General features: G+C 52.1%; 19 protein-coding genes. 8 read left to right on the top strand and 11 right to left on the bottom strand.

Translation table 11 applies throughout. The features are described from left to right. Positions 1–91 precede the first annotated feature (91 nt). From CMUST_RS06005 to CMUST_RS06020, 4 genes are all read right to left on the bottom strand, one after another. Positions 92–3847: a multifunctional oxoglutarate decarboxylase/oxoglutarate dehydrogenase thiamine pyrophosphate-binding subunit/dihydrolipoyllysine-residue succinyltransferase subunit gene (locus CMUST_RS06005; RefSeq protein ID WP_407921996.1), complete on the bottom strand. Its 3756-nt coding sequence runs from the start codon at positions 3845–3847 to the stop codon at positions 92–94. A 141-nt stretch (positions 3848–3988) separates the two neighbouring features. Continuing rightward, positions 3989–7756 (bottom strand): ABC transporter ATP-binding protein, encoded by a 3768-nt coding sequence (locus CMUST_RS06010; RefSeq protein WP_407921997.1) that lies wholly within the window; start codon positions 7754–7756, stop codon positions 3989–3991. A 70-nt stretch (positions 7757–7826) separates the two neighbouring features. Beyond that, positions 7827–8531 carry a hypothetical protein gene (locus tag CMUST_RS06015; RefSeq protein ID WP_236690170.1) on the bottom strand — a complete coding sequence of 235 codons (705 nt, stop codon included), beginning with the start codon at positions 8529–8531 and terminating at the stop codon, positions 7827–7829. 106 nt (positions 8532–8637) lie between these two features. Next, positions 8638–9447, bottom strand: coding sequence for a shikimate 5-dehydrogenase (locus tag CMUST_RS06020; RefSeq protein ID WP_047261750.1), 810 nt, complete (start codon positions 9445–9447; stop codon positions 8638–8640). Positions 9448–9466: 19 nt separating this feature from the next. Between CMUST_RS06020 and CMUST_RS06025 the strand changes: the two genes are divergently transcribed. The 3 genes from CMUST_RS06025 to CMUST_RS06035 all read left to right on the top strand — a co-directional run bounded on the left by CMUST_RS06025 (position 9467) and on the right by CMUST_RS06035 (position 12886). After that, the gene (locus CMUST_RS06025; RefSeq protein WP_083987432.1) at positions 9467–11206 is read left to right on the top strand and encodes a carboxylesterase/lipase family protein; all 1740 of its coding nucleotides are present in this window, start codon (positions 9467–9469) and stop codon (positions 11204–11206) included. A 7-nt stretch (positions 11207–11213) separates the two neighbouring features. Then, entirely contained in the window at positions 11214–11987 is a 774-nt protein-coding gene (locus CMUST_RS06030) for a (2Fe-2S)-binding protein (protein ID WP_047261751.1), read from the top strand. Positions 11988–12064: 77 nt separating this feature from the next. Next, positions 12065–12886, top strand: a complete 822-nt coding sequence (locus CMUST_RS06035; protein WP_047261752.1) for a hypothetical protein — start codon at positions 12065–12067, stop codon at positions 12884–12886. A gap of 8 nt (positions 12887–12894) precedes the next feature. On the opposite strand, the gene CMUST_RS06040 is transcribed toward CMUST_RS06035, so the two are convergent. After that, positions 12895–13401 (bottom strand): hypothetical protein, encoded by a 507-nt coding sequence (locus CMUST_RS06040; RefSeq protein WP_047261753.1) that lies wholly within the window; start codon positions 13399–13401, stop codon positions 12895–12897. A gap of 122 nt (positions 13402–13523) precedes the next feature. Here CMUST_RS06040 and CMUST_RS06045 point away from each other — a divergent pair, with 122 nt between their 5' ends. The 4 genes from CMUST_RS06045 to CMUST_RS06060 all read left to right on the top strand — a co-directional run bounded on the left by CMUST_RS06045 (position 13524) and on the right by CMUST_RS06060 (position 19443). Further along, positions 13524–14702 carry an MFS transporter gene (locus tag CMUST_RS06045; protein WP_047261754.1) on the top strand — a complete coding sequence of 393 codons (1179 nt, stop codon included), beginning with the start codon at positions 13524–13526 and terminating at the stop codon, positions 14700–14702. A 152-nt stretch (positions 14703–14854) separates the two neighbouring features. Beyond that, positions 14855–16303: a GntP family permease gene (locus tag CMUST_RS06050; RefSeq protein WP_047261755.1), complete on the top strand. Its 1449-nt coding sequence runs from the start codon at positions 14855–14857 to the stop codon at positions 16301–16303. 111 nt (positions 16304–16414) lie between these two features. Next, entirely contained in the window at positions 16415–18460 is a 2046-nt protein-coding gene (locus CMUST_RS06055; RefSeq protein WP_047261756.1) for a DEAD/DEAH box helicase, read from the top strand. A gap of 182 nt (positions 18461–18642) precedes the next feature. After that, positions 18643–19443 (top strand): S1 family peptidase, encoded by an 801-nt coding sequence (locus CMUST_RS06060; protein WP_047261757.1) that lies wholly within the window; start codon positions 18643–18645, stop codon positions 19441–19443. Here the strand turns inward: CMUST_RS06060 and CMUST_RS06065 are convergent. Genes CMUST_RS06065 through CMUST_RS06085 form a run of 5 tightly spaced genes read right to left on the bottom strand, consistent with a single transcriptional unit; the run spans position 19435 to position 24623 of the window. Then, on the bottom strand, positions 19435–20100 hold the full coding sequence (locus tag CMUST_RS06065) for a response regulator transcription factor (RefSeq protein WP_047261758.1): 666 nt from the start codon (positions 20098–20100) through the stop codon (positions 19435–19437). The two genes, CMUST_RS06060 and CMUST_RS06065, sit on opposite strands and share 9 nt — an antisense overlap. A gap of 25 nt (positions 20101–20125) precedes the next feature. After that, positions 20126–21517, bottom strand: coding sequence for a sensor histidine kinase (locus tag CMUST_RS06070; RefSeq protein ID WP_047261759.1), 1392 nt, complete (start codon positions 21515–21517; stop codon positions 20126–20128). Between the two features lie 8 nt (positions 21518–21525). Continuing rightward, a complete protein-coding gene (locus tag CMUST_RS06075) occupies positions 21526–21912 on the bottom strand; it encodes a hypothetical protein (RefSeq protein WP_047261760.1) in 387 nt (128 codons plus the stop codon). A gap of 41 nt (positions 21913–21953) precedes the next feature. Beyond that, complete coding sequence (locus CMUST_RS06080) at positions 21954–23183, bottom strand: glycerate kinase family protein (protein WP_047261761.1); 1230 nt, start codon at positions 23181–23183, stop codon at positions 21954–21956. A gap of 15 nt (positions 23184–23198) precedes the next feature. Then, on the bottom strand, positions 23199–24623 hold the full coding sequence (locus CMUST_RS06085) for an SLC13 family permease (protein ID WP_083987433.1): 1425 nt from the start codon (positions 24621–24623) through the stop codon (positions 23199–23201). Between the two features lie 243 nt (positions 24624–24866). On the opposite strand from CMUST_RS06085, the gene CMUST_RS06090 reads away from it, so the two are divergent. Further along, positions 24867–26024 (top strand): HNH endonuclease signature motif containing protein, encoded by a 1158-nt coding sequence (locus tag CMUST_RS06090; RefSeq protein WP_047261762.1) that lies wholly within the window; start codon positions 24867–24869, stop codon positions 26022–26024. On the opposite strand, the gene CMUST_RS06095 is transcribed toward CMUST_RS06090, so the two are convergent. Next, entirely contained in the window at positions 26014–26493 is a 480-nt protein-coding gene (locus CMUST_RS06095) for a hypothetical protein (RefSeq protein WP_047261763.1), read from the bottom strand. The two genes, CMUST_RS06090 and CMUST_RS06095, sit on opposite strands and share 11 nt — an antisense overlap. Positions 26494–26502 lie beyond the last annotated feature (9 nt).

Genomic DNA, 26502 nt, shown 5'->3' on the forward strand with positions numbered 1-26502 from the left:
CTATCTCGCTTGTCGACGCCAGTTCGCGAGAGATAGAAAAATAGTGCGCTAGCGTATCTGTCAGATCGCTAGCGCACTATTTTATGTCGTGCTAGTCAGCAAAAGCCTCGTTGAGCAATGCTTCCTGTTCAACGGCATGCACCTTAGACAGGCCGGTCGCGGTAGAAGCCTGCGCCCGACGCGAGATGCGCTTCATCGGCAGCATTCCCGGAATCAACTCGCGCAGATGTTCGTTGAGGAATGGCCACGGGCCTTGGTTAGCAGGCTCGTCTTGGCAGAACCGGATTTCCTCAGCGTTCGGGTAGCAGTCGAATGCGTCCTTCAACCGGTTGAACGGAATTGGGTGCAGCATTTCGATGCGTACGATGGCAACATCAGTGCGGTTGTCTTTCTCGGCGCGCTTTGCCAGTTCGTAATACAGCTTGCCGGACACCAACATGATCTTCTTGACGGTGGAGCAATCACCCACCTTGTTTCCGTCTCGATCAACAAACCGTGGGTCATTAATGACAGACTGGAACTTCTTGACCTCGGTAAAGTCTTCAACTGGTGAAGTCGCAGCCTTCATGCGCAGCATAGACTTCGGAGTGAACACAATGAGTGGGCGTTTGAGATCACTTAAGGCGTGACGTCGCAACAGGTGGAAGTAATTCGCCGGTGTGGTTGGCTGTGCCACCGTCATGGTGCCTTCCGCACACAGCTGCAGGTACCGCTCAATGCGGGCGGAAGAGTGGTCTGGGCCTTGGCCCTCGTAGCCGTGCGGCAGGAGCAAAATAACCGAGGAGGTTTGACCCCACTTGGTTTCGCCAGAGGAGACGTATTCGTCAATGATGGTTTGCGCACCATTGGCGAAATCACCGAATTGTGCCTCCCAGGCGACCACTGCATCGGGATTGCCCACCGAGTAGCCGTATTCAAATCCCATGCCCGCAAACTCGGTCAAAGCAGAGTTATAGACCAAGAACTTGCCGCCATTGCCTTTCTTTTCGGCCAGCTCATTGAGCCCGTTGAACTCAGCACCGGTATTGGGGTCTATGACGATTGCGTGACGCTGGGTAAAGGTACCACGGCGGGAGTCTTCACCAGCTAGGCGCACCAATTTACCGGTATTGGCCAGGGAGGAGAACGCAATCAATTCGCCCCAGCCCCAATCGATGCCACCCTCGGTTGCGGATTCTAACCGCTTCTTGGCAACAGGCTTGACGCGTGGATGGAATTCAAAATCTTCTGGTTTAGCCGAGTATGCTTCGGCAATTTCCTTAAGCTCGGCGCGTGAGATATTGGTTTCCAAGCCGTGTGGCAGGCTCTGGGAGGATGTGATGCCTTCTTGCTGGGTAAAGGCTTTCTTTTCGGCTTCCTTAACCTCGATGAATACGGATTCCATCTGATCGTGGAAGTCTTGGGTGACCTTTTCCGCATCCTCCTTGGACAGCTCACCACGTCCAAGCAAATCGTCGATGTACTGGTCGCGAACAGTCTTGCGGCCTTCGATCAATTCGTACATCTTTGGCTGCGTCATCGACGGGTCGTCGGCTTCGTTGTGGCCCCGGCGTCGATAAGCAATCAGGTCGATGAAAACATCCTTGCCAAAGCGGCGGCGGTACTCGGTAGCCAGTTGACCGACCCATACAACAGCCTCTGGGTCGTCGCCGTTGACGTGGAATACTGGGCAGCCGAACGCTTTAGCCAAGTCGGTGGCATAGTGGCTGGAGCGGGAGGAATCCGGGGTGGTGGTGAAACCAATCTGGTTATTTACCACGATGTGAACGGTGCCACCTACGGTATAGCCACGTAATTGGGCGAGGTTGATAGTCTCAGGGACGATACCCAGACCAGCGAACGCAGCATCGCCGTGGAGCAATAGCGGCATGACGGTGTAGCCGCCGGGGCCTTTATCTAACAGATCCTGCTTAGCGCGCGCAATACCTTCCATCACCGGGTTAACTGCCTCAAGGTGGGATGGGTTAGCGGTCAGCGAAACCTTGATCTCTCCATCACCAAACATCTGCAGGTGGGTACCTTCAGCGCCGAGGTGGTATTTCACGTCACCGGAACCACCAGCAGTCTTTGCCTCAATATGGCCTTCAAACTCGGTGAAGATGGTTTCCAGCGGTTTGCCCACGATGTTGAATAGCACGTTCAACCGGCCCCGGTGTGGCATGCCGATAACCACTTCGTCCAAGCCTTGACCTGCGGCAGTGTCGATGGCGGAGTCCATCAATGGGATGAGAGACTCGGCGCCTTCCAAGGAAAATCGCTTCTGGCCGACGTATTTGGTTTGCAAAAAGTTCTCGAATGCTTCAGCTGCGTTGAGCTGCTGCATGATGTACTTCTGCTCCGCGTGGGTTGGCTTGGGCATACCAGCTTCCAGCCGGTCCTGGAGCCATGTGCGCTCGTCGCGGTCGAGAATGTGAGTGTATTCGCTACCAACCTTATGGGTGTAGGCGTTTCGCAGGCGGGTCAGAACCTCACGCAAGGTCATGGTTTCTTTACCGCAGAAGCCGCCCACGTTGAAAGTACGATCCAGATCCCACAAGGTAAGACCGTGCGTTTCGATGTCCAGGTCGCGGTGATCTGGCACTGGCATACCTGGTTGAACCCACCGCAGAGGGTTAACATCGGCGATCAGGTGGCCGCGAGAACGGTACGCTTCGATCAGCTGCATAACCCGGGTGTTTTTATCCAACCCAGTATTTGGTAGATCCTGAGCCCACCGCATGGGGGTGTATGGAATCTCCATTGCTTCGAAGATGTCGTCCCAGAACGAATCATCCACGAACAGTTGGCTCATGGTGCGTAGGAACTCACCAGATTCTGCACCTTGAATGATGCGGTGATCGTATGTGGAGGTAATGGTAACTAGCTTGCCCACACCCAGTTCAGCGAGACGATCCTGGGATGCGCCAGCGAACTCTGCCGGATAATCCATGGAGCCCACACCGATGATGGTGCCTTGACCCTTGGTAAGGCGTGGAACGGAGTGACGGGTGCCGATACCACCTGGGTTGGTCAGCGATACGGTAACACCAGAGTAGTCATCCATGGTCAACTTGCCATCGCGGCCCCGGCTTACGATGTCTTCGTACTTTTCCAGGAACTGGGCAAAATTTAACGTTTCGCATTCCTTAATAGCGGCGACTACCAGTGCGCGAGAACCATCTTTTTGTGGTAGATCGATTGCTAATCCGAGGTTGATGTGTTCCGGGGTGATAACAGTCGGCTTGCCGTCAATCACAGCGTAACTATTGTTCATGTCTGGGTGGGCCATAAGGGCTTTAACCAAGGCATAGCCAATAATGTGGGTAAATGAAACTTTACCGCCGTGCGTGCGCTGCATATGTTCGTTGATGATCGCTCGGTTTTCGAACATCAACTTCACAGGCATATCCCGAACCGAGGTTGCGGTTGGCACCTCAAGCGATTCGTCCATGTTCTTGGCAATCGCCTTGAAGATACCCTTAAGTGCCTTCTCGCCAGCATCGGGTAAAGCTACGGCACGACCAAGGGGTGATTTCTCCAACTTCTTTGCTGCCGCCGCTTTCTTGGCTTCTTTGGCTACTTCGTCGGTAAGGTGCTGATCTGCCTTGATCGCGACAGCTTCGACGACGGTAATTTCCTCTACCGGTGCTAAGGATTCATTGGTTGTCGGGCTAACAGAAGGTGCCGCAGAATCTGGGGCGGTGGGGGCTGATTCTGGTGTAGTGGGGACACCAGAGGTTTCGAATAGTTCACGCCACGAAGGATCAACAGATTCTGGATCGTTCTGGAACTGTTGGAACATTTCATCTACCAGCCACTGATTCTGGCCGAAAGTACTAGCGCTGCTCACGGCAGGTGCTCGCCTCATTTCTTTGTGAGAGTATATGTCTGTTCACACTTTAGTTGCTGAATACAGGCTAGTGGTTTCACACCCACAGGTGTAATCATTTTCCAAGGAAATCCGGCAATAATTGTGCGCGGATTCACAGATTGTCCCTGAACTGCATGTTTATTGGGGGCTGTTGCGCCACATAGTGGCATAAATACCCCCAAAAGTAAGTAATGACTCGTGGGTGCCGTCTTCAACGATTTCACCGTTGTCGACGACAAGAATTCGGTCGGCGCGAGTGGCAGTTGCAAGCCGGTGGGCAACCACCACAGTGGTGCGGCCAGCAGCCACTCGTTGTGTAGCTGAAAGAATGGCAGATTCTGTTGCTGGATCTACAGTGGCAGTGGCCTCGTCGAAAAGTAAAATCTTGGGTTTTATAAGCTCTGCACGGGCGAGAGCAACTAATTGCCGTTGACCTGAGGATAATCCCCGCCCACCATCACCGACCGGCGCGGTGAAGCCACCTGGAATCGCGGCGATGGTTCCTAACGCGCCAACTCGGCGTGCGGCTTCAGTAATTTCTTGTTGGCTGGCATCTGGGTCACCGTATGCGATATTGCTTGCTATTGTCCCGTTAAAAAGATGAGCCTCTTGTGGGACATAACCAATGTGACGCCGCCATAACCCGAGCGGTATGTGACGAATATCGGTGCCCCCAGCGCGTATCGTGCCTGATTGCGGGTCATAGAAACGTTCCAAAAGCTTAATCAGGGTAGATTTTCCAGCTCCGGTCGTTCCGACAACCGCAACAGTGCGTCCCGCCGTTAGGGTTAGTGAAACCCCTGATAAAACCGACCGGTCGATTGCTTCGTAGCTGAAACTTACATTGTCCAGGGATATGTTCGACCGCGCCAGCTTTTCGACGTCTGCCGCTGGCAGCGGGTCAGCGGGCGCGGTTGCTGCGATGTCTACAACATCTTCATCTGTAGCGAGAAGGTCTGTGATCCGGTTAAACCCTATCTGTGCTTGTTGGTAAGAATCGAAGACTTGGCTTAGGTTTTGGATTGGGGGATAGAGCCGCTCTAGATATAAAAGGAACGCCACGAGCACACCGATAGGCAGATGACCGTCGGCGACCATCGTTGCCCCGATTCCCAGCACGACTGCTTGCAATATTTCCGATACCGCACTAATTCCTGGAAAATAGATAGCGACCGCCGCTTGGGCAGTGATTCTTGTTGTCGCATACTGCTGGGATTGTGCGCTAAACCGGTTGAGCACCGTGGTTTCACTTCCCAACATCTGAGCGGTTCGTAGCCCAGCCATAGCTTGATGAAAAGACGCGTTTACTGCGCTGATCTCTTCCCGGGCCCGCGCGTACAGTCGAGTAGAAATCTTTCTAAACACGATGGTAGCTAAGGCTATGATGGGGACCCCCATCATAGCTATTGCTGCTAGCGGAGCACTGGTGAAAATGAGCAACACCGTTATCCCCGCTAATGTTGTGAGCGCCACCAGCGCGGTTGTGAAACCAGACTGGAGAAACCCATTGAGCGCGTCAATGTCGGTTGTCATCCGCGTAATGATGGCGCCCGACATGGTAGATTCGTAAAACCGTAGTGAAAGCCGTTGCAAATGCGCATAGCATCTAATGCGAAGCTCATAGAGCAACCGTTCGCCAGTTACGGCAGTGACAAGCGTTGTGGCATAGGAAATAACCCAGCTAAACGTAACAATGAAAAGACCCGCTATGGATACCCACCACAAGACGCTGACATCACCAGAAGTAACTCCCTGGTCTAGTGCAACCTGAACCAACCATGGAATAGCTAAACCCGCCGCGACACCGAGGACATACAACATAATTGCAGTAACAAGAAGCCACCGTACGGAATGAAATAGCCTGCCGGCAGAAACATGGGATAACCGTTGTTGAAACACATCAAAACCACCCACTGGGGGTGTGTCACGCACCGCCGGGAGATCTTTGACACGGCTGAGCAATTCTGTGGTTGCTGGAACATGAGCAGCTGACCGATGAACATTACCCCGCTGGGGAAGTCCCCCAAAGGGTCTCATCGTAGTGCTTGGTGTCATATACGTGGGGGACTGGCGCGGCGGCTTGGTGGGCCATAACTGTTCTGTCGGCGGGGTTGCTGTGTCGTCGTCAAGTACCACTGAGCTGACAGAGGATGCAGCTTGGACGCCGATGTCGCCAGCGGGGGTCATTAAATCCATGAAACGGGGGTCGGTCAGCATGTCCGCTTTGGGTCCGTAGGCCGTTACTCGTCCTGCGTCAACCACAGCTACCGCATCAGCTATACCTACCGTAGACATCCGATGGGCAACCGCGATGATGGTGGTATCCGATAGCTGGGTACGTAGATTCTCGAAAATCTTCGCTTCGGTGGCGGCATCAATCGCGGAGGTGGCGTCATCAAGTATCAGGATGCGCGGTTGATCAGCAATAGCCCGGGCGAGTGCGATTCGTTGGCGTTGGCCGCCAGATAGCGTTAAACCGCGTTCCCCAATCTGAGTGTCGAAACCGTTATCGAGCTCAGCTACGAAATCGTAGATTTCTGCCTGGCGCGCTGCGGTGATAATGTGATCGTTACTTAAACCACGGCCAGCGTCGATAGCGTCGTAGATGCTGGTAGAAAAGAGGAACGGGTCTTCAAACACGCAGCCCATAGTTCCTCGAATAGCTGTCCGGGAAAGATCGAGATAATCAACTGCCGCGCCGGTGGCGTCGACAAGCGCAAGGCTGCCGGAATCCGGTCGGTAGAAACCGGCAATGAGGTTCACAGCCATAGTTTTTCCGGAGCCAGGCGCGCCCACCAGAACCAATGTCTCGCCGGGGGAAGCAGTGATGGAGAAACCGTTCAGCGCATCACCAAAATTCACATTGCTCAGCCGTAAACCCACTTTCCCGGTTGGCGGCTGCGCCGAAGAAACGGGATCGGGATCAACCGGGCGAAGGTCAATAATTTCAAAAACCCGCTCTGCCGAAGCTATTCCCAGCTGCTGTTGCACGATCATTCCGGCCAACATTGACACAACGGAAGTTAATTGCGACATATAGACGCTGAACGCAACAAACGTTCCAATGGTGATAACGCCTGTGAGTGCTAGGTAACCGCCGATGCCGATGCACAACACCAAAGACACATTCGGCAATTGCTGCAACAGGGGCTTAAACCTAGCCGTCAACCTGGCAGCCCGCAGCATTTCACCATAAACTTTTCCCGCAACTGCGACAAACCGGCTAACTTCTCGCTGCTCCTGATTGAAGGCCTTGACCACCCGAACACCAGTGACGGTTTCTTCAACCTGGGTGGCCAACTCGGCGATAGTCTGCTGTGCCGACCATGTGGCACTAAATAACGTGGTACGAGAGCGTGCACTCAACCAGACGAGAACTGGCATCATCGCGATAGCGGTAATAAACAAAACCGGCGACAGCCACAACATGACACCCAATATGGCCACGACTGTAAGCACATGACCTGTAACCAATGGAAACATGGCAACCATCGTGTACACCAGATTAAGGTCCGAAATCGAGCGTGACACCAACTGTCCAGTACGCAAGTGATCCTGGGCAGGTCCATCTAATTGATACAGTGCGGATAATAGATCTACCCGCAAATTGTGTTGGATCCTATTGGCGAGGATTCCGGCCGTAAACCGACGGCCAAATTGAAACACGTAACGGCCAAGCGCCACCGCAATAAGCAGCCACATCACTAAACGAATATTTCCCGTCATCTGTGAAGTAGCAATATCAACCGCCGAGGCGGACACAAGCGGGATGACCGCATTAAAAACGGTAACCAGCAGTGTCGAGAATAACGCCGCCCCCAATGCAACCGGAAACCGCACAGCAACGGCAGCTAACCGAACCATAGTTGTGCGGTTAGCTGCCGGATGCGCGCCAAAGAAGTTCATGGTGCCCTTTCGCAGATGGGAAATGAATGGTTGCGTGGCACCTATGGTAAACCCTTAGCGCATAGAAGCTTTAGGCAGGCCCCATCGCGCTGTGCACATGCTCGATGACTTTCTGCCCAATTTTACGGTTAGCAATGGAACCTAAAACCGCACCTATTCCCAATGGCATGAGCTTACCCAACCACGCAAGGCGCACCGATTTGGAAACCTTCTTCAGCGCGTACTTAAACATGAAATTATTCGCTTCGGTCAGCTTCGCAGTAGACGACCGGCCGACCATATTCATCAAGGAACCACCAGCAAAGGTGGCATCAGCGATAGCAGACCCCTCTGAACCTAAAACCGCGACTAAAACGATTGCTTTTCGACGCTCGGGGTTGGTGATATCCACGCCGCGTAAATGCGCGCTAGCCACAGCGTAAAACGCGGCAGTGTCCAAGAACAACAAGCTTTCCGCACTGACCGCGACAGCTCCGGTAATAAAACCAATAGCTGGAATAGCCGCAGCACTACCCGCACTCGCACCCGAACCGGTCACCGCCAGCATGAAGTGCTTATCCATGAGCTTTTGAATCTCCGCATTATCTGCCTCGGGATTCTTAGCCTTGAGCCGATCAACATATTTGACCACTAAACCAGACTTCATGTTCGCGGTTTTATCCAACGCAGCAACAAGTGCCTTCGCAATCGGCCCCTTTTCCTCCAACACAGAATGCGAATTGGAATTAAACACATCAGTGACAACCGAGTGATCAGATTTCTTTTTTAAGCCCACGATATATTTACGCTTTCTTTAACTTAAATCCAACAATAAATAACAAAACCAGAATAGTCCGGAGCGATAAAACCAAGCGAGTCGGTTCGCTACAAGCGTAAAAACACTACCGCTGCGCAAACTCCTCAGCCCGCGCAACATCCTCCTCACTCGGAACCACCCCGGTGTACAACGCAAATTGCTCCGCAGCCTGCAACGCAACTACCTCGCCACCATTAATAGTTGGAACCGACAGCCGCCTTGCGGCGTCGATAAGCGGCGTGCGCACTGGAAAAGCAACAACATCAAAAACCAATTGAGCCCGAGCAATCTCCACATCACTAAATGCTTGCACTGATTCATCCGCGCCCACCATTCCCAACGGAGTGACATTGACCAGCATAGTAGCAGCTTCAGGTACCCTATCGGAGTACTCAAAGCCATACCGATTCGCCAAATCCATACCCGTCTTAGCATTACGGGCAACCACACAACCAGACAAACCATAATCCGCCAGCGCAGCAACAACCGCATTCGCCATACCACCGGAGCCACGCACCGCCACAAAAAGATCCTTGGACACCGAATACGAATTCAATAACTTAGCCACCGCCACATAATCGGTGTTATAACCAACCAAATGCCCATCCGTATTAACAATCGTATTGACCGCACCAATGCGGGCAGCCGAATCATCTAATTCATCAATGAGGGCAATAACATCCTGCTTATAAGGCATCGAAACCCCCGCACCCCGAATACCCAACCCCCGAATACCAGCAACAGCCTGTTCAATATCAACTGGCGCGACCGCCTTATATAAAAAGTTCAGCCCCAACGTTGCATACAACCAATTATGAAACCGCACCCCATGGTTGGAAGGACGGGCAGCTAACGAAATACACAAGACAGTATCTCGGTCGACGTGATTCACCATGTCACCTACTCTAAGTGATATGAGGAGCCAACGTCGGTTTAAAAAACCGCGAAAAACAACCACAACCACACCAGTCACAACCACCCCCACCCACGCAACACCCGCACCTGCGAAAACCCGCCGAAGCGCCAAATCTCGCGTTGCCGGTCCCATCACACCACCACGCCAATTAGAACCCACCGCAACTTCCACCAACGACACCGGGCTCATCATCGAAACTACCTCCGGGAAAATCCGCGGCCTTCGACTCTCAACCCCCACCGCGATCCGCACCTGGCGCGGTGTCCCATACGGCGCCGATACGTCAGGCGACCACCGGTTCCGGGTACCCAAGCCCGTGCCACCCTGGGCAGGTATCCGCGACTGCCGCGAATATGGAACAGTCGCCGCCCAACCCTCCTTCGGACCCAGCGAAAAAATTAAAGGCAGTGAAGACTGCCTCACCCTCGACATCGTACGCCCCGAACACGATGCCAAACTGCCAGTAGTGGTCTACATTCACGGCGGATCTTTCATCTACGGCTCCTCCCACCAACAAGTATTGCGTGGCCACTACCTGGTCGAAGCCATGAACGTCGTCTACGTTTCCCTCAACTTCCGGCTCGGCGTACTTGGCTACCTAGATTTTTCCCATTTCGGTGACGATTGCTCCCCAAACCCAGCAGTACGCGATCAACTACTTGCTTTGCGGTGGATACACAACAACATCGAGCAATTCGGCGGCGACCCTACCAATATCACCCTCATGGGCGAATCAGCAGGTGGCGCAAGCGTCATCACCCTCATGTGCATCAAAGCCACCCAGGGGCTTTTCCACCGCGCCATCGCACAATCACCACCAATAGCGGCAGTCCATTCCAAAGCGCAGGCAGCGTTCTGGGCACGAGAACTAGCAAGTCGCGCCGGGGTAGAAGCCCCAACCTTGGCCAAACTGCGCTCTGTGAGCACAGAGGTCTTGATCAATGCAGGTCAATCCATGATGTGGCGCAGCGGTGAATTACTCAATCTAAACCCCTGCTTTGGTGCAACTGTAGATAAAAAAGTTATCCACGATCACCCGCTTTCGACCTTTCGAGCTGGGGAACAACACAAAATCCCACTGATGATAGGAACCAACGTCGACGAAGTTTCCTTCGCAAAAACCTTTTACCTGCGCAGTAAAGCCCGCTCAAAAGCCGCTCGCCGTATGCTCGAAGGCTACGATCCCGAAGGTGCGGAAGTTATCATGCGCCACTATAACGACGGCTACCTACGCAAAGACTTCGCACAATTGCTTGCCGACGGTATCTTTTGGGCACCAAGCGTAATAACCGCTTCCGCCCACAGTCTTTCCGCACCCACCTGGATGTACCGCTTCGACTTCGCCCCAGCAGCCTTGCGGTGGTTGGGTTTAGGCGCAGCCCATACTGCCGAATTAAGCCCCATCTTCGGAGATCTGAATGGCTCAAAAGCAGCTACTCTCAATCGGCTTGGTGGTTGGCACGAGTTGCACGATTTACGTGATCACATGCAAAACCACTGGGCTAATTTCATCCACACCGGAAATCCCAACGGCGCTGAGACCGAAACATGGCCACAATACCAAGCACCAAGTGATAATCGCCCTGGACGTGCGACGAAGGTGTTCGACTCCACCCCGCACATCGTCTACGACCCCTATGCTGCTCGCCGAATCGCATGGGAAAACTACAATATGCTGGAATGGGGCAGCGATAGGCTAGAGAATCTAGCCCAACTAGTCGACCTACCTGAGGAATAAAAACGCAATGCACTCCGCTATCGACAACCACCTAGAGCACATGGCGACGCATTTTCCCCGCTACGCGCCGTGCATTCAGGTACACAACAACGCCGCAATCCCGCCAGATTATCTTGCAACCGACAACGTGATTTCAGCTGCGATTGCGCAATCCACGCAATTGTTTAAGCTCGACAATCCTCGCCATGCTGCCCAAGTATGGTTGTTTTCGCTCATGGGATCCGTAGCGGCTCCCGCGATAGCGACTATGGTATGTACTGATTCATGCATTGATATGGGGCTTGATTCTGGAATCCTGTTCAACCGCGATGACGGCTTGGGGTATTGGTTTGGCTTCCGACCTCAATCTGACGCAGAGGGCTACAAGGAATCGGGCGCACGTCTTGCAGCCACATTGACACCGATAATCGACTGTATTTGTGCGGTTACTAAGATGCGTCCAGCGCCGCTATGGGCGGTCGTCGGGGATGGCGTGATTCAACCAGCAGTCGATGCTGGAAATGAGGAGTTTGAGCAGTTGCGTGCCATACACATTGCCCAGCAATTGCATCTCGGATTGGCAGAGGCCGCACCTGTGAAAATACCCCAGCCTCGTTTTGAGCAAATAGTTGATGGTGGGATTGTTCCGTTGGTTGTTGGCGAAGAACCAGATTATCTACTGGCCCACCGGACAAGTTGCTGCATGATTTACCATGGGGCTGATTCTAACTACTGTACCTCCTGCCCACACCAGCCGAAGGAACAGCGTTTAGCTGGTTTGGTTCAAGCAGCACAATTCTAAGAAGCCAGCCAAAATCTGTGGAGTCTATTACTGTGGAGGTTCAAGACCCCACACAATGAAAAGGGTGATTTTCTACTATGAGTTTCTTCGAGGACATCGCAGCAGCATTGGATGCCGAGGGAATTGAATCCCGAGTCCATGCCGACACCATGTTCATCCCCATCACCTCAGAACTGGAAATTCAGTTCGTAGAGATTGACCCACATTTGCCAGCGGCAAACGTGTACATCGCCGCCGCGGCTGGTGATGATTCCGCCCAAGACTTTGAAGCGGTATTAGTCTCGGTGGTCTTCTCTGTGGAAGATGCAGTCAATGCTGTTAATTCCCATGTCGTCACGGACCAGGTAGTAACTGTGTTGCGTGATCTTTTGGAGGGGACCGATGAGCGGATTGAAGACCTCGACTTTTTCCAATCTCACCACGATGAAAATGTCGTTTACGCTGATCTGACCGAATTTTCTGGAATTGAAGTTTCCATCGACGTTGTTGATGGGATGCCTATTGCAAAGGTGGATTTCATAACCCTAGGTCCATTGTTTGAACAAATGATGGAATCTGCATATAGCCAAGTTGAGGACATCGTGCGGGATAACAACCTGTCCGAACAAGATGCCGATGAGATGTTTGAATCCATCGTTGGACAGATAATCGAAAGTTGCCAAGAGGTACTTGAGCTCGGATCGTTTAGTGATTTCGACAAACTTTTCGACGTTCTTTCGTTGGCAGCAGATCAAGCCGAAGCTTGGGAAAACCAATTGGCCCCCCTCGAAGATGAAGACGAGCCAGACATATACGATATCTTTGGCGAAGACGACGGCGATGAGTCCGACTTCTACTACCTCGAAGACGATGCTTTAGATGAAGATGATCAAGATGTTATCGATTACACCGACAACTAATAAGTGCATCAGGCTGCCTGGTCTGCATTACTGAACAATGAAGCCGGTGATGGCAGTGGTCGGAATCTGCCATCAACCAGCCATACAAAAGTTGCGGTAGGCTCGCCAGTGATTTCGTGGACGCAATAAGCACGATCTTCACCAACAATGGTGCGCAACCATGCTTCGGAAACAGCGGGGTTAATGTTGTTGCCGTTAGGGGACGAGATCCGAACTGTGACTAGGTATGCTGCTGGTTGGGTTTCGCCATAAATACGTAGTTGTTGCTGTACGTGTGGTCCTATTCGATGTCTAGTAAAAGTTGCATTCAAGTGTTTTTCTGATGAAACTGCCGGTAGGCGAACCGTTGGTGGTCGCCATAGTGGGGTGGGGCGGGCCAGTGAGCGCGGATGTGCTATGACCATGCGAATCCTGTCGATGGTATCAGCACAATGTGTGCGGATGTGTTCGGAAACTGTCGTAGGATTTATTGGTTGAATGTGTCGGCTGGGGTTTTTCACATGTGAAGTAATCATGGTTGTAGCGTAACCTACAAAACGAACACCGAAGGGGATTTTTAGAAAATTTGTTCTAAAAAGTTTGTAGATTGTAATTTTCAACTAGCCGGAGCGCCTGCTTGGGCCTAGGCTAAACAGGCGTGGTGGAAAAAATTAAGATTCCCGGTGAAATCTGGATCCTGGTTGTCGCGGCATTTTTTATTGCCTTAGGTTACGGGTTTATTTCCCCTATTCTGCCGCAGTTTGTTATCAGCTTTGGGGTTGGGGTTGCCGCCGCCAGCGCGGTCATCTCCATTTTCGGCTTTAGTCGACTAATTTTCGCACCAATGTCAGGAAAGCTCGTCGACCGGCTGGGGGCGCGGTGGGTGTATATCACCGGACTATTGGTGGTCGCGGTAACTACTGCCTTGGTTGCGCTGGCGCAAAGCTATTGGCACATCGTTGTATTACGCGGGTTAGCTGGTTTTGGCTCTACCATGTTTACCGTTTCTGCCATGGGGCTTATTGTTAAGCTTGCCCCGGCCCAGATTAGGGGGCGTTGTTCAAGTGCTTATGCCTCTGGTTTCCTGTTGGGTTCGGTGTTGGGGCCAGCGTTCGGCTCGTTTCTATCCGTATTGGGTTTCCGCTGGCCATTTGTAATTTACGGGGGATTTTTAGCGATAGCGGCTGCGGTCGTGTGGTTGCGAATGCCAGTGACGATTGGGGCCCCGTCGCTTGGCGACGGCCGGGAGGTTTTTGGGTTTTCAGAAGCCTGGTCGGATCGCACCTATCGGACGATGCTTGTTAGCGCCTTTGCTAATGGTTGGGTTAATTTTGGGGTTCGAGTTGCGATTGTACCGCTTTTTATTGCTGCGACCGTCGACAAGCCTGGGGTTGTGGCTGGGGTGGTATTAAGTGCGTATGCGCTAGGTAACGCCGTGACATTACAGTTTTCTGGACGGCTGACCGATAGGGTGGGGCGGAAGAAGCCGATCATTGGTGGACTGTTGGTCAGTGCAGTGTTTACCTCGGTGTTTGGGTTAAGTGACAATCTGGTATTGATGGTGACTTTTGCGATTTTGGCGGGCATTGGTTCTGGAATGTATAACCCGGCGATTCAAGCATTGCTAGCGGACATTGTTGGTGCCGATCGTAATGGTGGTAAACCCCTCGCGGCCTATCAAATGGCGGGCGATTTAGGGGCGATTATGGGTCCATTGCTTATTGGTTTTGCGGTGCAATTATGGGGTTTTGCGGTAGCGTTTGCTGGAACCTCGGTCGTGTTATTCCTCTCTGCTGGATTGTGGCTTACTGCTCGCGAAACCTGGGTTCGGCAATAATTCGCTTGTCGACGCCAACTGGGTGCCCCCATTGAGAACTTGTGTGGGGCAGATCGTCGAAAAGCGTATATTACTCACACCACTCCTACTATTATTTGTGACTGTTGCCACAGTAATCTGTGGTGCGTATTACCTTATAGGAAGGAGCGATTGTGGTTGTCGCGTTGATCGGCATTGTGCTTTCATTGATCGTGCTGATGGGATTGGCATATCGCGGGCACTCGGTTGTCGTGGTGGCACCGATTGCGGCCTTGGTTGCCGCAATTTTTTCCGGAGCACCTTTATTGGCGTCGTATACCCAAATTTTTATGCCAGCGCTAGGGAAATTTATCGTGAGTTTCTTCCCGCTATTTCTTGCCGGTGCAATATTTGGAAAACTTATGACAGCTTCCGGGTTGGCAACCGACCTGGCTAAGGGAATCTCTCGGCTCTTTGGCCCCAAACACGCCATGCTATCGACGGTGCTGGCAACGGCTTTACTAACATACGGTGGTGTTTCCGCATGGGTGGTAGCATTTACCATCGTCCCAATCGCGATTGAGCTGTTCCGCGAAGCACATATCCCTAAACGGCTCATGCCCGGAGCATTGGGTTTAGGCACCATCACTTTCGCACTCGCAGCGCTACCCGGATCGCCACAGGTACACAACGTCATTCCCACCCGATATTTCGGAACCACAAGCTATGCGGCACCCGCCATCGGCCTGATAGCTGCAATCTTGATGTTCGGGCTTGGAATGATGTGGTTGGAATTTCGGATTCGCCAATTACAAAAAGCAGGCGAAGATTTCCTCCCGGAGGGCACAGTTGATGAAACTCCAGCCGAAATCGTGTTCCATAAGGATGGGATCGACATGGAAGGGGTGTCGGAAACCGCTGTTCACCACCCGAAAACTGGCGGAAATGTTGCGATAAACGGGCTACTAGGACTGCTACCGATTGCAGTAGTCATTGTAATGAACTACCTGTTTGTGTACGTCATTGCTAACAAGATGGATTTCTCCTACCTAGCTGAGGAAAAATTCGGAGCTGTGAACTTAGACGCAGTCATTGGCGTGTGGTCGGTGGTGGTTGGTCTGGTCACAGCAATTATTCTCATCTTCATCATGCGGCTTGGAATGATCAAAGAACTATTCGCCGACCTTTCAGAAGGCGCAAAAAACGCAGTGCTGCCCGCCTTTACCACTGCCAGTGAAGTTGGATATGGGGCGGTGGTTGCATCGCTGGCGGCGTTCGCGGCAGTTCGGGAAGGAATCTTCGGCACCTTCGATAACGCGCTTGTGGTCTCGACAGTTTCCGCAGCGGTCATTTCAGGCATAACCGGATCATCCTCAGGCGGGTTGTCCATCACCCTTGCTGCATTCGGTGAAGAACTCAAAGAAATGGCGATCAATCAGGGAATCGATCTTGAGGTAATGCACCGAATCACAGCCATGGCATCGGTTTCGTTTGATTCACTGCCACATAATGGTGCGATCCTTACCATGCTCATTGTGTGTGGAATGACTCACCGGCAAAGCTACAAGGATGTTGCGATGGTAACCGTTGTTATTCCGCTGCTGGTTGTTGCCACTATGCTGATCGGAATTCTCGCCCTCTAATCTGGAAATGATGCTTTGGCGCTACGTGTCATACAACTGCCCGCGAGCTGATTAGGATGTGCGTCACTAAATTCGCTGTTTAGCCTAGTAATAGCGTAACGTTGACGGGCAATGAGTATTACCGATGACGCTACCAGCGGCGCAGTTGAGCTGGATGAGAATATTGTGTCGGAATCTCAGGAAACTTCGCAGGACGTCCACGGCGTAACCACCTCTGAACCGGTTACTAGCCACGATGACGCCAGGGTTGCGGATAATTCTGAGGGCACCGGCTCTGCTAAAACTGAGGCAGATATTGAAGAAAACAAAGAGAGTGACTCAGAGGGTGACTCCGTAGCTGACGGGTCGGATGACGTCCCACAGGGCCCACGATTTAAAGATCTAGGTTTGCCTAAGCCTGTGCTGAAGGCCATTAAAAAGGTCGGGTTTGAAACTCCATCACCCATTCAGGCACAGACAATCCCAGTCCTGCTCGAAGGGCACGACGTTTTGGGCTTGGCTCAAACCGGTACTGGTAAAACGGCCGCATTCGCGTTGCCAATTCTTTCGCTTATCGACGCCGATGTGCGGCATCCGCAGGCGTTAGTCTTGGCGCCTACGCGTGAATTGGCACTCCAGGTAGCGGACTCGTTCCAATCCTTTGCCGACCATTTGGGCAATATTTCCGTCTTGCCGATATATGGTGGACAGGCATATGGCATTCAGCTATCCGGTTTGCGGCGCGGAGCACAGATCGTGGTGGGAACCCCAGGCCGTGTCATTGACCATTTGGAGAAGGGCTCCTTAGATATCTCCGAATTACGCTTTTTGGTACTCGACGAAGCCGATGAGATGCTCAACATGGGCTTCCAGGAAGATGTCGAGCGTATTCTGGAGGATACCCCAGACGATAAACAGGTGGCGCTCTTCTCAGCGACGATGCCTAACAGCATTCGGCGAATCTCGCGGGACTACATGAATGAGCCGCATGAGATTCAGGTGAAATCCGAAACTCGAACCAATACCAACATCACGCAGCGCTTCCTGAATGTGGCGCACCGTAATAAGCTTGATGCTTTGACTCGAATTCTTGAGGTTACCGAGTTTGAGGCGATGATTATGTTTGTGCGTACCAAGCACGAAACCGAAGAACTTGCGGAAAAGCTGCGGGCTCGTGGTTTCTCTGCGGCCGCTATCAACGGCGATATTGCGCAGCAACAGCGTGAACGCACTGTTGACCAGCTTAAAGATGGTCGCCTAGATATTCTGGTTGCCACCGATGTCGCTGCTCGCGGTCTTGACGTGGAACGGATTTCGCACGTTTTAAACTACGATATTCCGTCCGATACCGAATCATACGTCCACCGTATTGGGCGCACCGGGCGGGCTGGTCGTAGCGGAGAAGCAATCTTATTTGTTACCCCTCGTGAACGGCGGTTCCTGCGCAATATCGAACGCGCCACCAATGCGCCGTTGGAGGAGATGGAACTACCTACCGTTGACGAAGTCAATGAATCGCGCAAAGCAAAATTCGCTGATTCCATCACCGAGTCATTGGAAGATTCGCAGGTCGCAATTTTCCGGAGCCTAATCAAAGCGTATTCCGAAGAGCATGATGTTCCCCTGGAGGATATCGCTGCCGCCTTGGCAACGCAGGCCCGAGCAGGCGACGAGTTCTTAATGAAGGAGCCGCCACCGGAGAAACGTCGGGAACGACGTGACCGCCGTGACCGCTTTGATGACCGGGATGATCGTCGTGGACGTGGACGTGGCGAGCGGGATCGTGGTCGTGAGCGCTTTGAACGCAGTAATAAGGATATGGCAGTCTATCGGCTTGCTGTGGGTAAGCGGCAGCATGTTCGGCCTGGTGCGATCGTAGGTGCACTCGCCAATGAAGGCGGATTGTCTAACAAGGACTTCGGCCGGATTGTCATTGCGGTCGATCACACGTTGGTCGAGCTGCCTAAGGATCTTCCTCGGTCTGTTTTCGATAACTTGCGGGATACTCGGATTTCAGGTCAGTTAATCCATATGGAGAAAGACACCTCCGGTGCGTCTATGGATCGCGGCGGCCGCGGTGGACGTTCATCTGGCGGTTACCGGGATCGGGACCGGGATAGAGGCGGTCGCGGCCGGAATCGAAGCGGCGACCGGGGCGGTCGGCGCTGGCGAGATTAATTTATCTTGAGAATTTAAAAAATGCCCTCTGGGTTTATCTGCAATGTGTATGATGCCTAGGGGGCAATTTTATATTTAAACAGGTTTTTCGGGATTAATTATCTGTGCAAAAACTGTGGCATAATGCAGCAAAAGCTTAAATTAAGCTTAGTGAATGTGCTTATAGTTTGGAGCATGGTCCCATGAAACGCCGAATGTCCTGCCAGGTAGCTGCCGTGGTAATCGCCGTCACCCAGGCATGCAGCCTTATTCACCCCGCATTAGCGCTGGCAGGTGGCCAAATAGTCCCCGATGACGATCCACAAGGCCGAACGGTTGCTCGGATTATTAGCGGCAACAGATTCTGTACCGGAGTTGCTGTTGCACGACATTGGGTCTTAACTGCAGCCCATTGCACCAATCAGGAAACGGGACAAATCTACTCCATAACGATAGGTAATACGTACACCGGCCCCACCTATACGGGGGATATGCACTATATTGCACCGCACAGCGATGTTGCCCTGATTAGGGTTCCTTCAGGCCTAAATCTGGACGGATATGCGGAATTGGCCGACACGATGCCTGGGGCAGAAAGCAGGGGAGAAGTCTATGGCTGGGGCAATGGGACTGGTGAGATTCTGCATAGTGCACACACGACGATCAAAAACACCTACCGAATTGATGCCTATAACAGAGGCTATTTCTTTATCGTGGAAAACGATATCCCGGCTGTCACCCTCCCCGGGGATTCAGGCGGACCGGTGTTTTATGAAGGAAAAGTCATTGGGATCAATGCATCGTATACCGGACATGAACGTGCGCATCATTGTCGAACAGACACATTGCGGGAATGGGTGATTAATCACGTTTATTCTTTTACACCCGAATCCGACGAAATCGTTGAAGCAACCAATCTGAAGTGGCTCGCGCTGTTGGCCTTGATCCCGATCATCGTATCGGTAGTTACCGCGATCATCGCACTGTTAGCCAAGCTACCGTAGTCGGTAACCTGATCCACGCACGGTTTCCACTTTGTCTTGGCCAATTTTTTTACGAAGGCTTCGAATATACACATCAACAACATTCGATCCTGGGTCAAAATCCATACCCCACACTTGGCTCAGTAACTGGGCTCGGGACAGAATCTGGCCAGGGTGTCGCATCAACGTTTCCAGTAATCCAAGTTCACGCCGTGACAAATCGCGCCATTTGTCGTCGACAAGCACCCGATGCGCTCGCAAATCTAGCACCATACCGGAATGCTCTAACTGGGTGGTAGATTGAGCAGACTCCGTGGAAGTATCAGACAGCCGCAGCCGCACACGCGCTAAAAGCTCCGCAAACTGGAACGGCTTCGGCATGTAATCATTCGCGCCGCCTTCAAGAGTACGAATCCGGTCTTCTAAGCCCGTTCGGGCAGTAAGCACAATGATAGGTAACGTCGCGCCTAAGGCACGCAGCTGCTCCAAAATATCAGTGCCATCCATGTCGGGAAGACCCAAGTCGAGAATCATCAGCTGATACGCACCCGATCGCGCCATGCCAAAAGCAACGGGGCCGGAATCAACGACATCGCAACAATAACCCGCAGACTCCAATCCGCGGGCGATAAATTCAGCGATCCCGGTGTCATCCTCTGCGATCAATATACGGCTCACGGTACTTACTCCTTTCCATGGGCGCTTACGTCACCGCAGGGAAACTGAACCCGAACGTAGCACCCAAACCCGGTTCAGATTTTACCCAAGCGTGACCGCCATGTGCCTCCGCAATGACCCTAACAATCGACAATCCCAGGCCAGCCCCCTTTTTAGGAACCTGGTCAGATTGGGTTTTTTGTCCCCTCGTGAAGCGACTAAATAAGTTCTGCTGCACCTTAGGGTCGACGCCGGGTCCAAAGTCGCGCACGCTGATACTAATCTGATTGCCCTCACGACTGGACTCAATAAGGATGGGCGAGCCATCTGGCGTGTACTTCACCGCATTTCGGGTAAGCTCAAGCACCGCCTCCGTTATTCGTTGCGCATCAAGAATCACTACCCCTTCCGCAATCTTCGTCACATGTGCGCGTCCGTCAGAGACAATCTCAGCCTTATCCTCAATGTCGATCATCAGTTCCGACAAATCGCATTGCGTTAGATGCAAGAACTTCGGTCCATCAGCATCCGCGATCGCCAAAGTGAGTAGGTCATTGACCATTCGGGTCATACGATCAAGTTCACCAGTGCACAAATCTATACTGCGGGCACGTTGTTGGGGCGTTGCTGTTTCCAATAACTCTAAATTTCCCCGAATAACTGTAATTGGGGTGCGCAGTTCGTGCCCAGCATCATCAATAAATTGACGCTGAATCTGGTATGCAGAATCGATACGATCCAGCATGTGATTGAACGTCCTAGCGAGGTCGGCAATTTCGTCATCGCCTGTTATCGGAACCCGCGAGGTCAACGATGAATCACTAATCTGGCTAGCGACGTCTCGCAAACTTCTGATGGGGATAATGATCTGATTGGAAATCAACCAGGCGATAATTACTGCCAATGCCATAACGACAGCACCCATCACAGACAGATTTTTCGTTTGATTACTCAAATGGCTGTAGGAGACTTTTGTGTCAATCGCCGTAGCAAAATAATCTGGCTTTTCCGAATTTGGCGATGTCAGTTCCACCCGGCCCCAATGTATGCCATTGAAAATTCCTGAGTTTGCATGTGAGGTGAAAATCTCATGTAACAAGGCAGCCTTGTCGGCTGGTTTGTATGGTGTGGAGATTTGCTGTCGCACCACTTGGTCGCCAATCTGACCGATGAGTAGCTGCTGATCCATCGGAATTTCTTGACCAAGATAGGCTTCAACCAGTTCCCGGGAGTTATTAAAGCTCCGGGGCGATTCCGTGACGAAGGCTGAAAACTCAGCGATTTCCTGTTCCACTGTGGTGTTTGCATGTGTGTGAATTTCACCGCGCCGTACGGCGTCAGTTAAATACAAAACTGACGCCAAGGCAGTAAATACAACCAGCAAGATCCAGGCGACGATACGAACCCGAATGGAAGAAAACGTTGTAGCGGAGATCATATGCAGTGCTAATCATCGAACTCGAAGCCACCGAGAACATCATCCAAATCCTCGTAATCAAGCGGTGCCTGTGGAATCACAATTTCCGGTTGGACCGGGATAGGGATGGGTTGATGGAGGTCAATTATTGGTGCTGGCGGGATCACCGGAGCAACCGGTTGTACGGGTGCTACATTTGGAACAGTTGCCTCTGGTTCTGCAACAGGCTCAGGGGTAATGTCGACAACTGGGTCAACATCAGACGGCGCGGCATCAGGCAATTCAATCGCTGCGGTGGCGGGACCAATCTGGGGTGGCGATTGGGTGTTGGAAAGGGCCTGCCCGGCGAGAGCGACAAAAAACATCAACGCCAAGATACCCGCCAACGGGGCAAACCGTTTTGCTGTACATAACATAGTCGATACTCCAGATTAGGTTAGGTTAAAACTATCACGAATTAGGCTGCTTGGGGATCCAACCATTTACGACGCACCTTGTCTTCGCTGCGCGAAGCAAGAACACTCCCGAGTTGAAGCATTCGAACAGCGCGCTCGGTGGCGTCGACAAGCAATTCCCGACCGTCACGTACTGCATCCTCAAGTGCCATAGGTACAGTCATGATTGACTGGATCGCTGCGATTCCCACATCATGAACCCGGGGAGCGCCCTTTCCAAGTGAACCTGCAATGCCAAGAACTGGCACCCCAGTACGTTGCGCCCGACGGGCGATTTCCGCAGGTACTTTACCATGCGGAGTTTGAAAATCAATTGCTCCCTCTGCGGTGATTACCAGATCGGCAGCGGCGATCAATGATGAAAGATCCTCATTGGCTGCGCTTGGTAACTCGCCAAGCAAAACATCGAAACGGTTGCGTGCCGACGCGCCCACCGCCATAAGTCCAGCGCCTAAACCACCTGACGCACCAGAACCTGGGCCACGCAAATCACGTTCTGGTTTGAATGTTTCTTCCAGCAAATCCGCCCAATGATCCAACGCAGCGCCCAAATGCCGCACCTGCTGACTAGTTGCCCCCTTTTGCGGGCCGAAAACCTCGGCTACACCTTTGGGACCAGTTAGAACATTGTGAATATTGCAAGCAAGCGTGATGGATGCGGTAGCCAATCCAGGGTGGAGTTCGCTGGTGTCGATACTATGAGCGTCGACAAGCGCATCGCCACCTAATCTGATCGCATTGCCGTCAGCATCAAGGATACGAGCCCCCAACGCCATCAACGCACCCGCCCCGCCATCGGAAGTGCCAGAATCACCACAACCAACCACGATCGTAGAAATTCCAGAGTCCAAAATGTCGGCCAGAATTTCACCCACACCAAACGTAGTGGTCGACCCCGGCGACCGTAAATTATGCGGAACCAACGATAAACCAGCAGCCTGCGCCATTTCCATGACTGCTACTTTGCGATCAACAAACTCAAGCCACTTCGCTTTAACCTTGGCGCCAACCGGGCCAGTAACCTCAATCTGGTGCACCCTCGTACCTGGATGAGTAGCAAGGATATCTAAGGTCCCTTCGCCACCATCTGGCACCGGGAAAGAATCAACCCTAACCCCAGGCAACACCCTGCGGATACCTGACGCTATAGCATCGGCCACTTCTACCGCGGACAGGGACTCTTTGAAACCGGAAGGTGCAACAAGAATTCGTTCTGGAAGATACATAGTCATGATAGAAATCCTTTTCTATTGGAAGAGATGAAGACCCAACGCGGGCCAAATAACAGTGGAAAAAATAGCTAACAAAATCATGTGGATAGGTGCCAGCGTCGCAGAGATACGCATCAATTGCGCGTTGGTGAAACTAGGGCGAGACTGGTCCTCGCAATAAAAGATGGTGAGCGGTTTAGCTGAGGATGGCAACGTGTGGCAAAAACCAGCCGCAGCCGTCGATAAAAACGCCGCAGCCACCGGGTTAACCCCGCACGCAGGTGCCAACGCAATAACAATAGGAATCAACACAGCGCTTCGTGCGGACCTCGATTGAATAAACAGATGAGCCGCAGTGGATAGCGCGATAACAATAGCGATAAACATCCACGCCGCATTGCTACCACCGACCAATGAAAACACCCCAGATGCCATAGCCTCAGCGGCGCCAGATTCTGATAACGCCTCCGACAAAGCAACTGTTGCAGTCATGAACAAAAGCAACGACCATGGAATCTTCTTAATCGCCTGATTAAGGTCAACCGCACCAAAAGACGGCGAGGCTATCAGTAACGCACAGACCACCGCAACCAAAGCAGGCGGAATGGAATGAATCGATTCCGTAAACCATAACGCCACAGCAATGAACAAAACCGCTAGTGAACGCTTTTCGCCCAGATTAGATGTTGTGTCAGGGAAATCCTGCGCCCCAATCTGAAGTCGTTGCTGTCGCTGCCCTTTCGTGGAAGTAAGAAGCAAAATAACCTCGGCACTCACATGACTGGACACCACGGCGAACGGTAAACCGTAAAGCATCCACGCGCTAAAGCCAATCGAACCTAAATCTTGCTCGGAAAGAATCTGATCAGTAATCAGGTGGGCACCAGCGCCAATGAAGCTGGCGACCGCTGAAAGTAAAACCACACTGGGCATAGCGATGGATAACGTAACAAGCAGCCACCGGTGTTGTGATTCCAAAATAGGAACCAAGGCAAGGAAAACAGGCAGCACCAGCGCCGCGCGACCCGATGTTGCAGGCACCATAAAGGCGGTACACACCAAAGCAAGGCTAACCAGGTGCACAAGAGTGCGCGGACTAGTTATACCAACGCTTAACCAAGATGTGACTCGTAGAGCTAGACCGCTGGAGGTTACTGCCGTTGCGATGATGAAGGCGCCGATGAGTAACCAGGTGGTGTCATGCCCTAGCGGTTCGAAAAAGTCCTCCGCCGATAAAATTCCAAGAACTGCAAGCAGGCTCGCAGCGGCGAGAGCAACATACGTGTCCGGGATAGTGCTAAAAACCCAAAGGAAGATAGCTCCGATGAATACCGCGAGCGTCAATCTGGCTTCGATGCTCAGGCTAGTCGGGAAGTACAAAACCGCTGCGATTGCAATCAACGCAACAAGCTTTTCGACGTGCCCACGTAGGCGCCGGTTTTGCGTTGCAAGAGTAGTCACGGTAGCACCACCTCCTTTCTATGGGTTGAGAATTCCTTCCCTTTCCATTGTGGAGGCCCTACGTGAAGTACTAATGAACCACTGATGAAAAAGCGTTCATGTAAGAAAGTTATCCACAACCCACCAAAAGTAGCTGAAGATCTATCGTGGTTTTCCCAGCAAATTGCGAAAATTCCACATTTTTGACTGCACTAATTTGCGCAAAAATTCGCCGTCACGGAAGAAAATGATACAAGTAAAACTATGAAGGCGATTTTAGATTCGTTCAAGCAACTGCAGTGCCACGGCGTTGACTTGATGGTAGCTATTCATGCATCCAAAACACCGCATGAACAACTCGCCAATGACTTGCGGATGACAGTTAAAGAGATAGAGCGGTTGAACTGGCTAGCTATTCAATTTAGTCACATATACCACCGCAAACTAGCGCGCAGTCTAGGGTTGTCAATTAAACAACTTGAGTTAATAGCCACTGGTGTTAACAAATGCTCTAACCCGCTAACAAATAAGCTCAAACTGCGGGAAGAGTTCATTAGGGCAGCTGGAACGCTGAGCACCCAAGAACTAAAAACAACTATCACCATGCGGCTGAAACAACTTAATCGTGGGCACAGCAAGCGCCGCAAATCTACCCTCGGTTGTTCCAATCACCCCGATCAAGACGGAATGGGGCATCTACACGCTAAACTTCCATTCCCGCTCATCCGGCATATCCACATTGCATTGCACGCAAGAGCTCAGAATATAAGACGCAATCAACCAAAACTTGCCTACGATGAAGCACTTGCCATGGCTTTTGAGCAATGCTTTAGCGGTTCGAAAAAGGAAGGCATGCTCTACCAACCGGCATTTCTCTACGCGCTCAATAACGGTGAAATTCTACACGAGGACGGGACCGTAACCACGACGAATGGTTGTCAGGAAAAACTAGAATCCATTCTCAACAACAGACTTGCCCCCTACGGATACGTGATCGCCTACGCCCTAGATACCCATGGGGTTGCTCAACCAACTGCAACCTACCGGATACAACGCCAACCCGGCGTCGAAAAGCAAAGTCGTCACGCAACATGGCTCCAACGTTTTCACGCCACCATCGAGAACCCCGTATGCACCCACCCTGACTGTGCCCGTCCCGCAGCCAACTGCGACATGCACCATATCACTGCCTGGTCAAATGGCGGACCAACCGTCCTAGACAATCTTGCTCCGCTGTGCCGACCCCACAACGCCCGAAACGACGACAACCCCAATCAACACAAAAACGGCAGAATCACACGTGACACAACAACCGGCCGCAAAGGATTCCAATTGCGACCGGATGAACCCATTCGCTACAACCAACACCCCACAAATCAAAAGTCAGCACGCGAATGGGCCATAGCCGCATTTAGCCAATAAAGCGCGGCAACATCATCAAAATAAACGTAACCACCCACAGCAAGGAGAAAATGCCACCGAACATCGACAACCGGGCTTTAGCCTTTGCCCAATCCCCAATCTGGACTTCATCCGTTTGCTCGTCGGCAGGCAACAAACCCAAAGCCGACATCATCTCGCGCTGCTTTGGGGAAATAACAAACAACAGCAATGCCCACGCAACAACAGATAACGCAATCGATGCGTGGAACCTGCCATCAGACCAAAAATCACCGGTAAACATCACAGCGAAGCCAAGCAACGGCACCAACAACGACAACATGCCGTACGTCTGAGTCACCCTATACAGCACTGATGCAGCGCCACGAGCGGATTCATCTCCACCATGCGCTTTAAGAGCCTGAACCTGAAACATTGACACGGCAATAGTTACCGGCCCCAGAAACAACACCGCAGTCAACACATGCAGCAAAACAATGAGAGAACCCACGGGAAAACC

Source organism: Corynebacterium mustelae (genome assembly GCF_001020985.1).
Lineage (GTDB): Bacteria > Actinomycetota > Actinomycetes > Mycobacteriales > Mycobacteriaceae > Corynebacterium > Corynebacterium mustelae.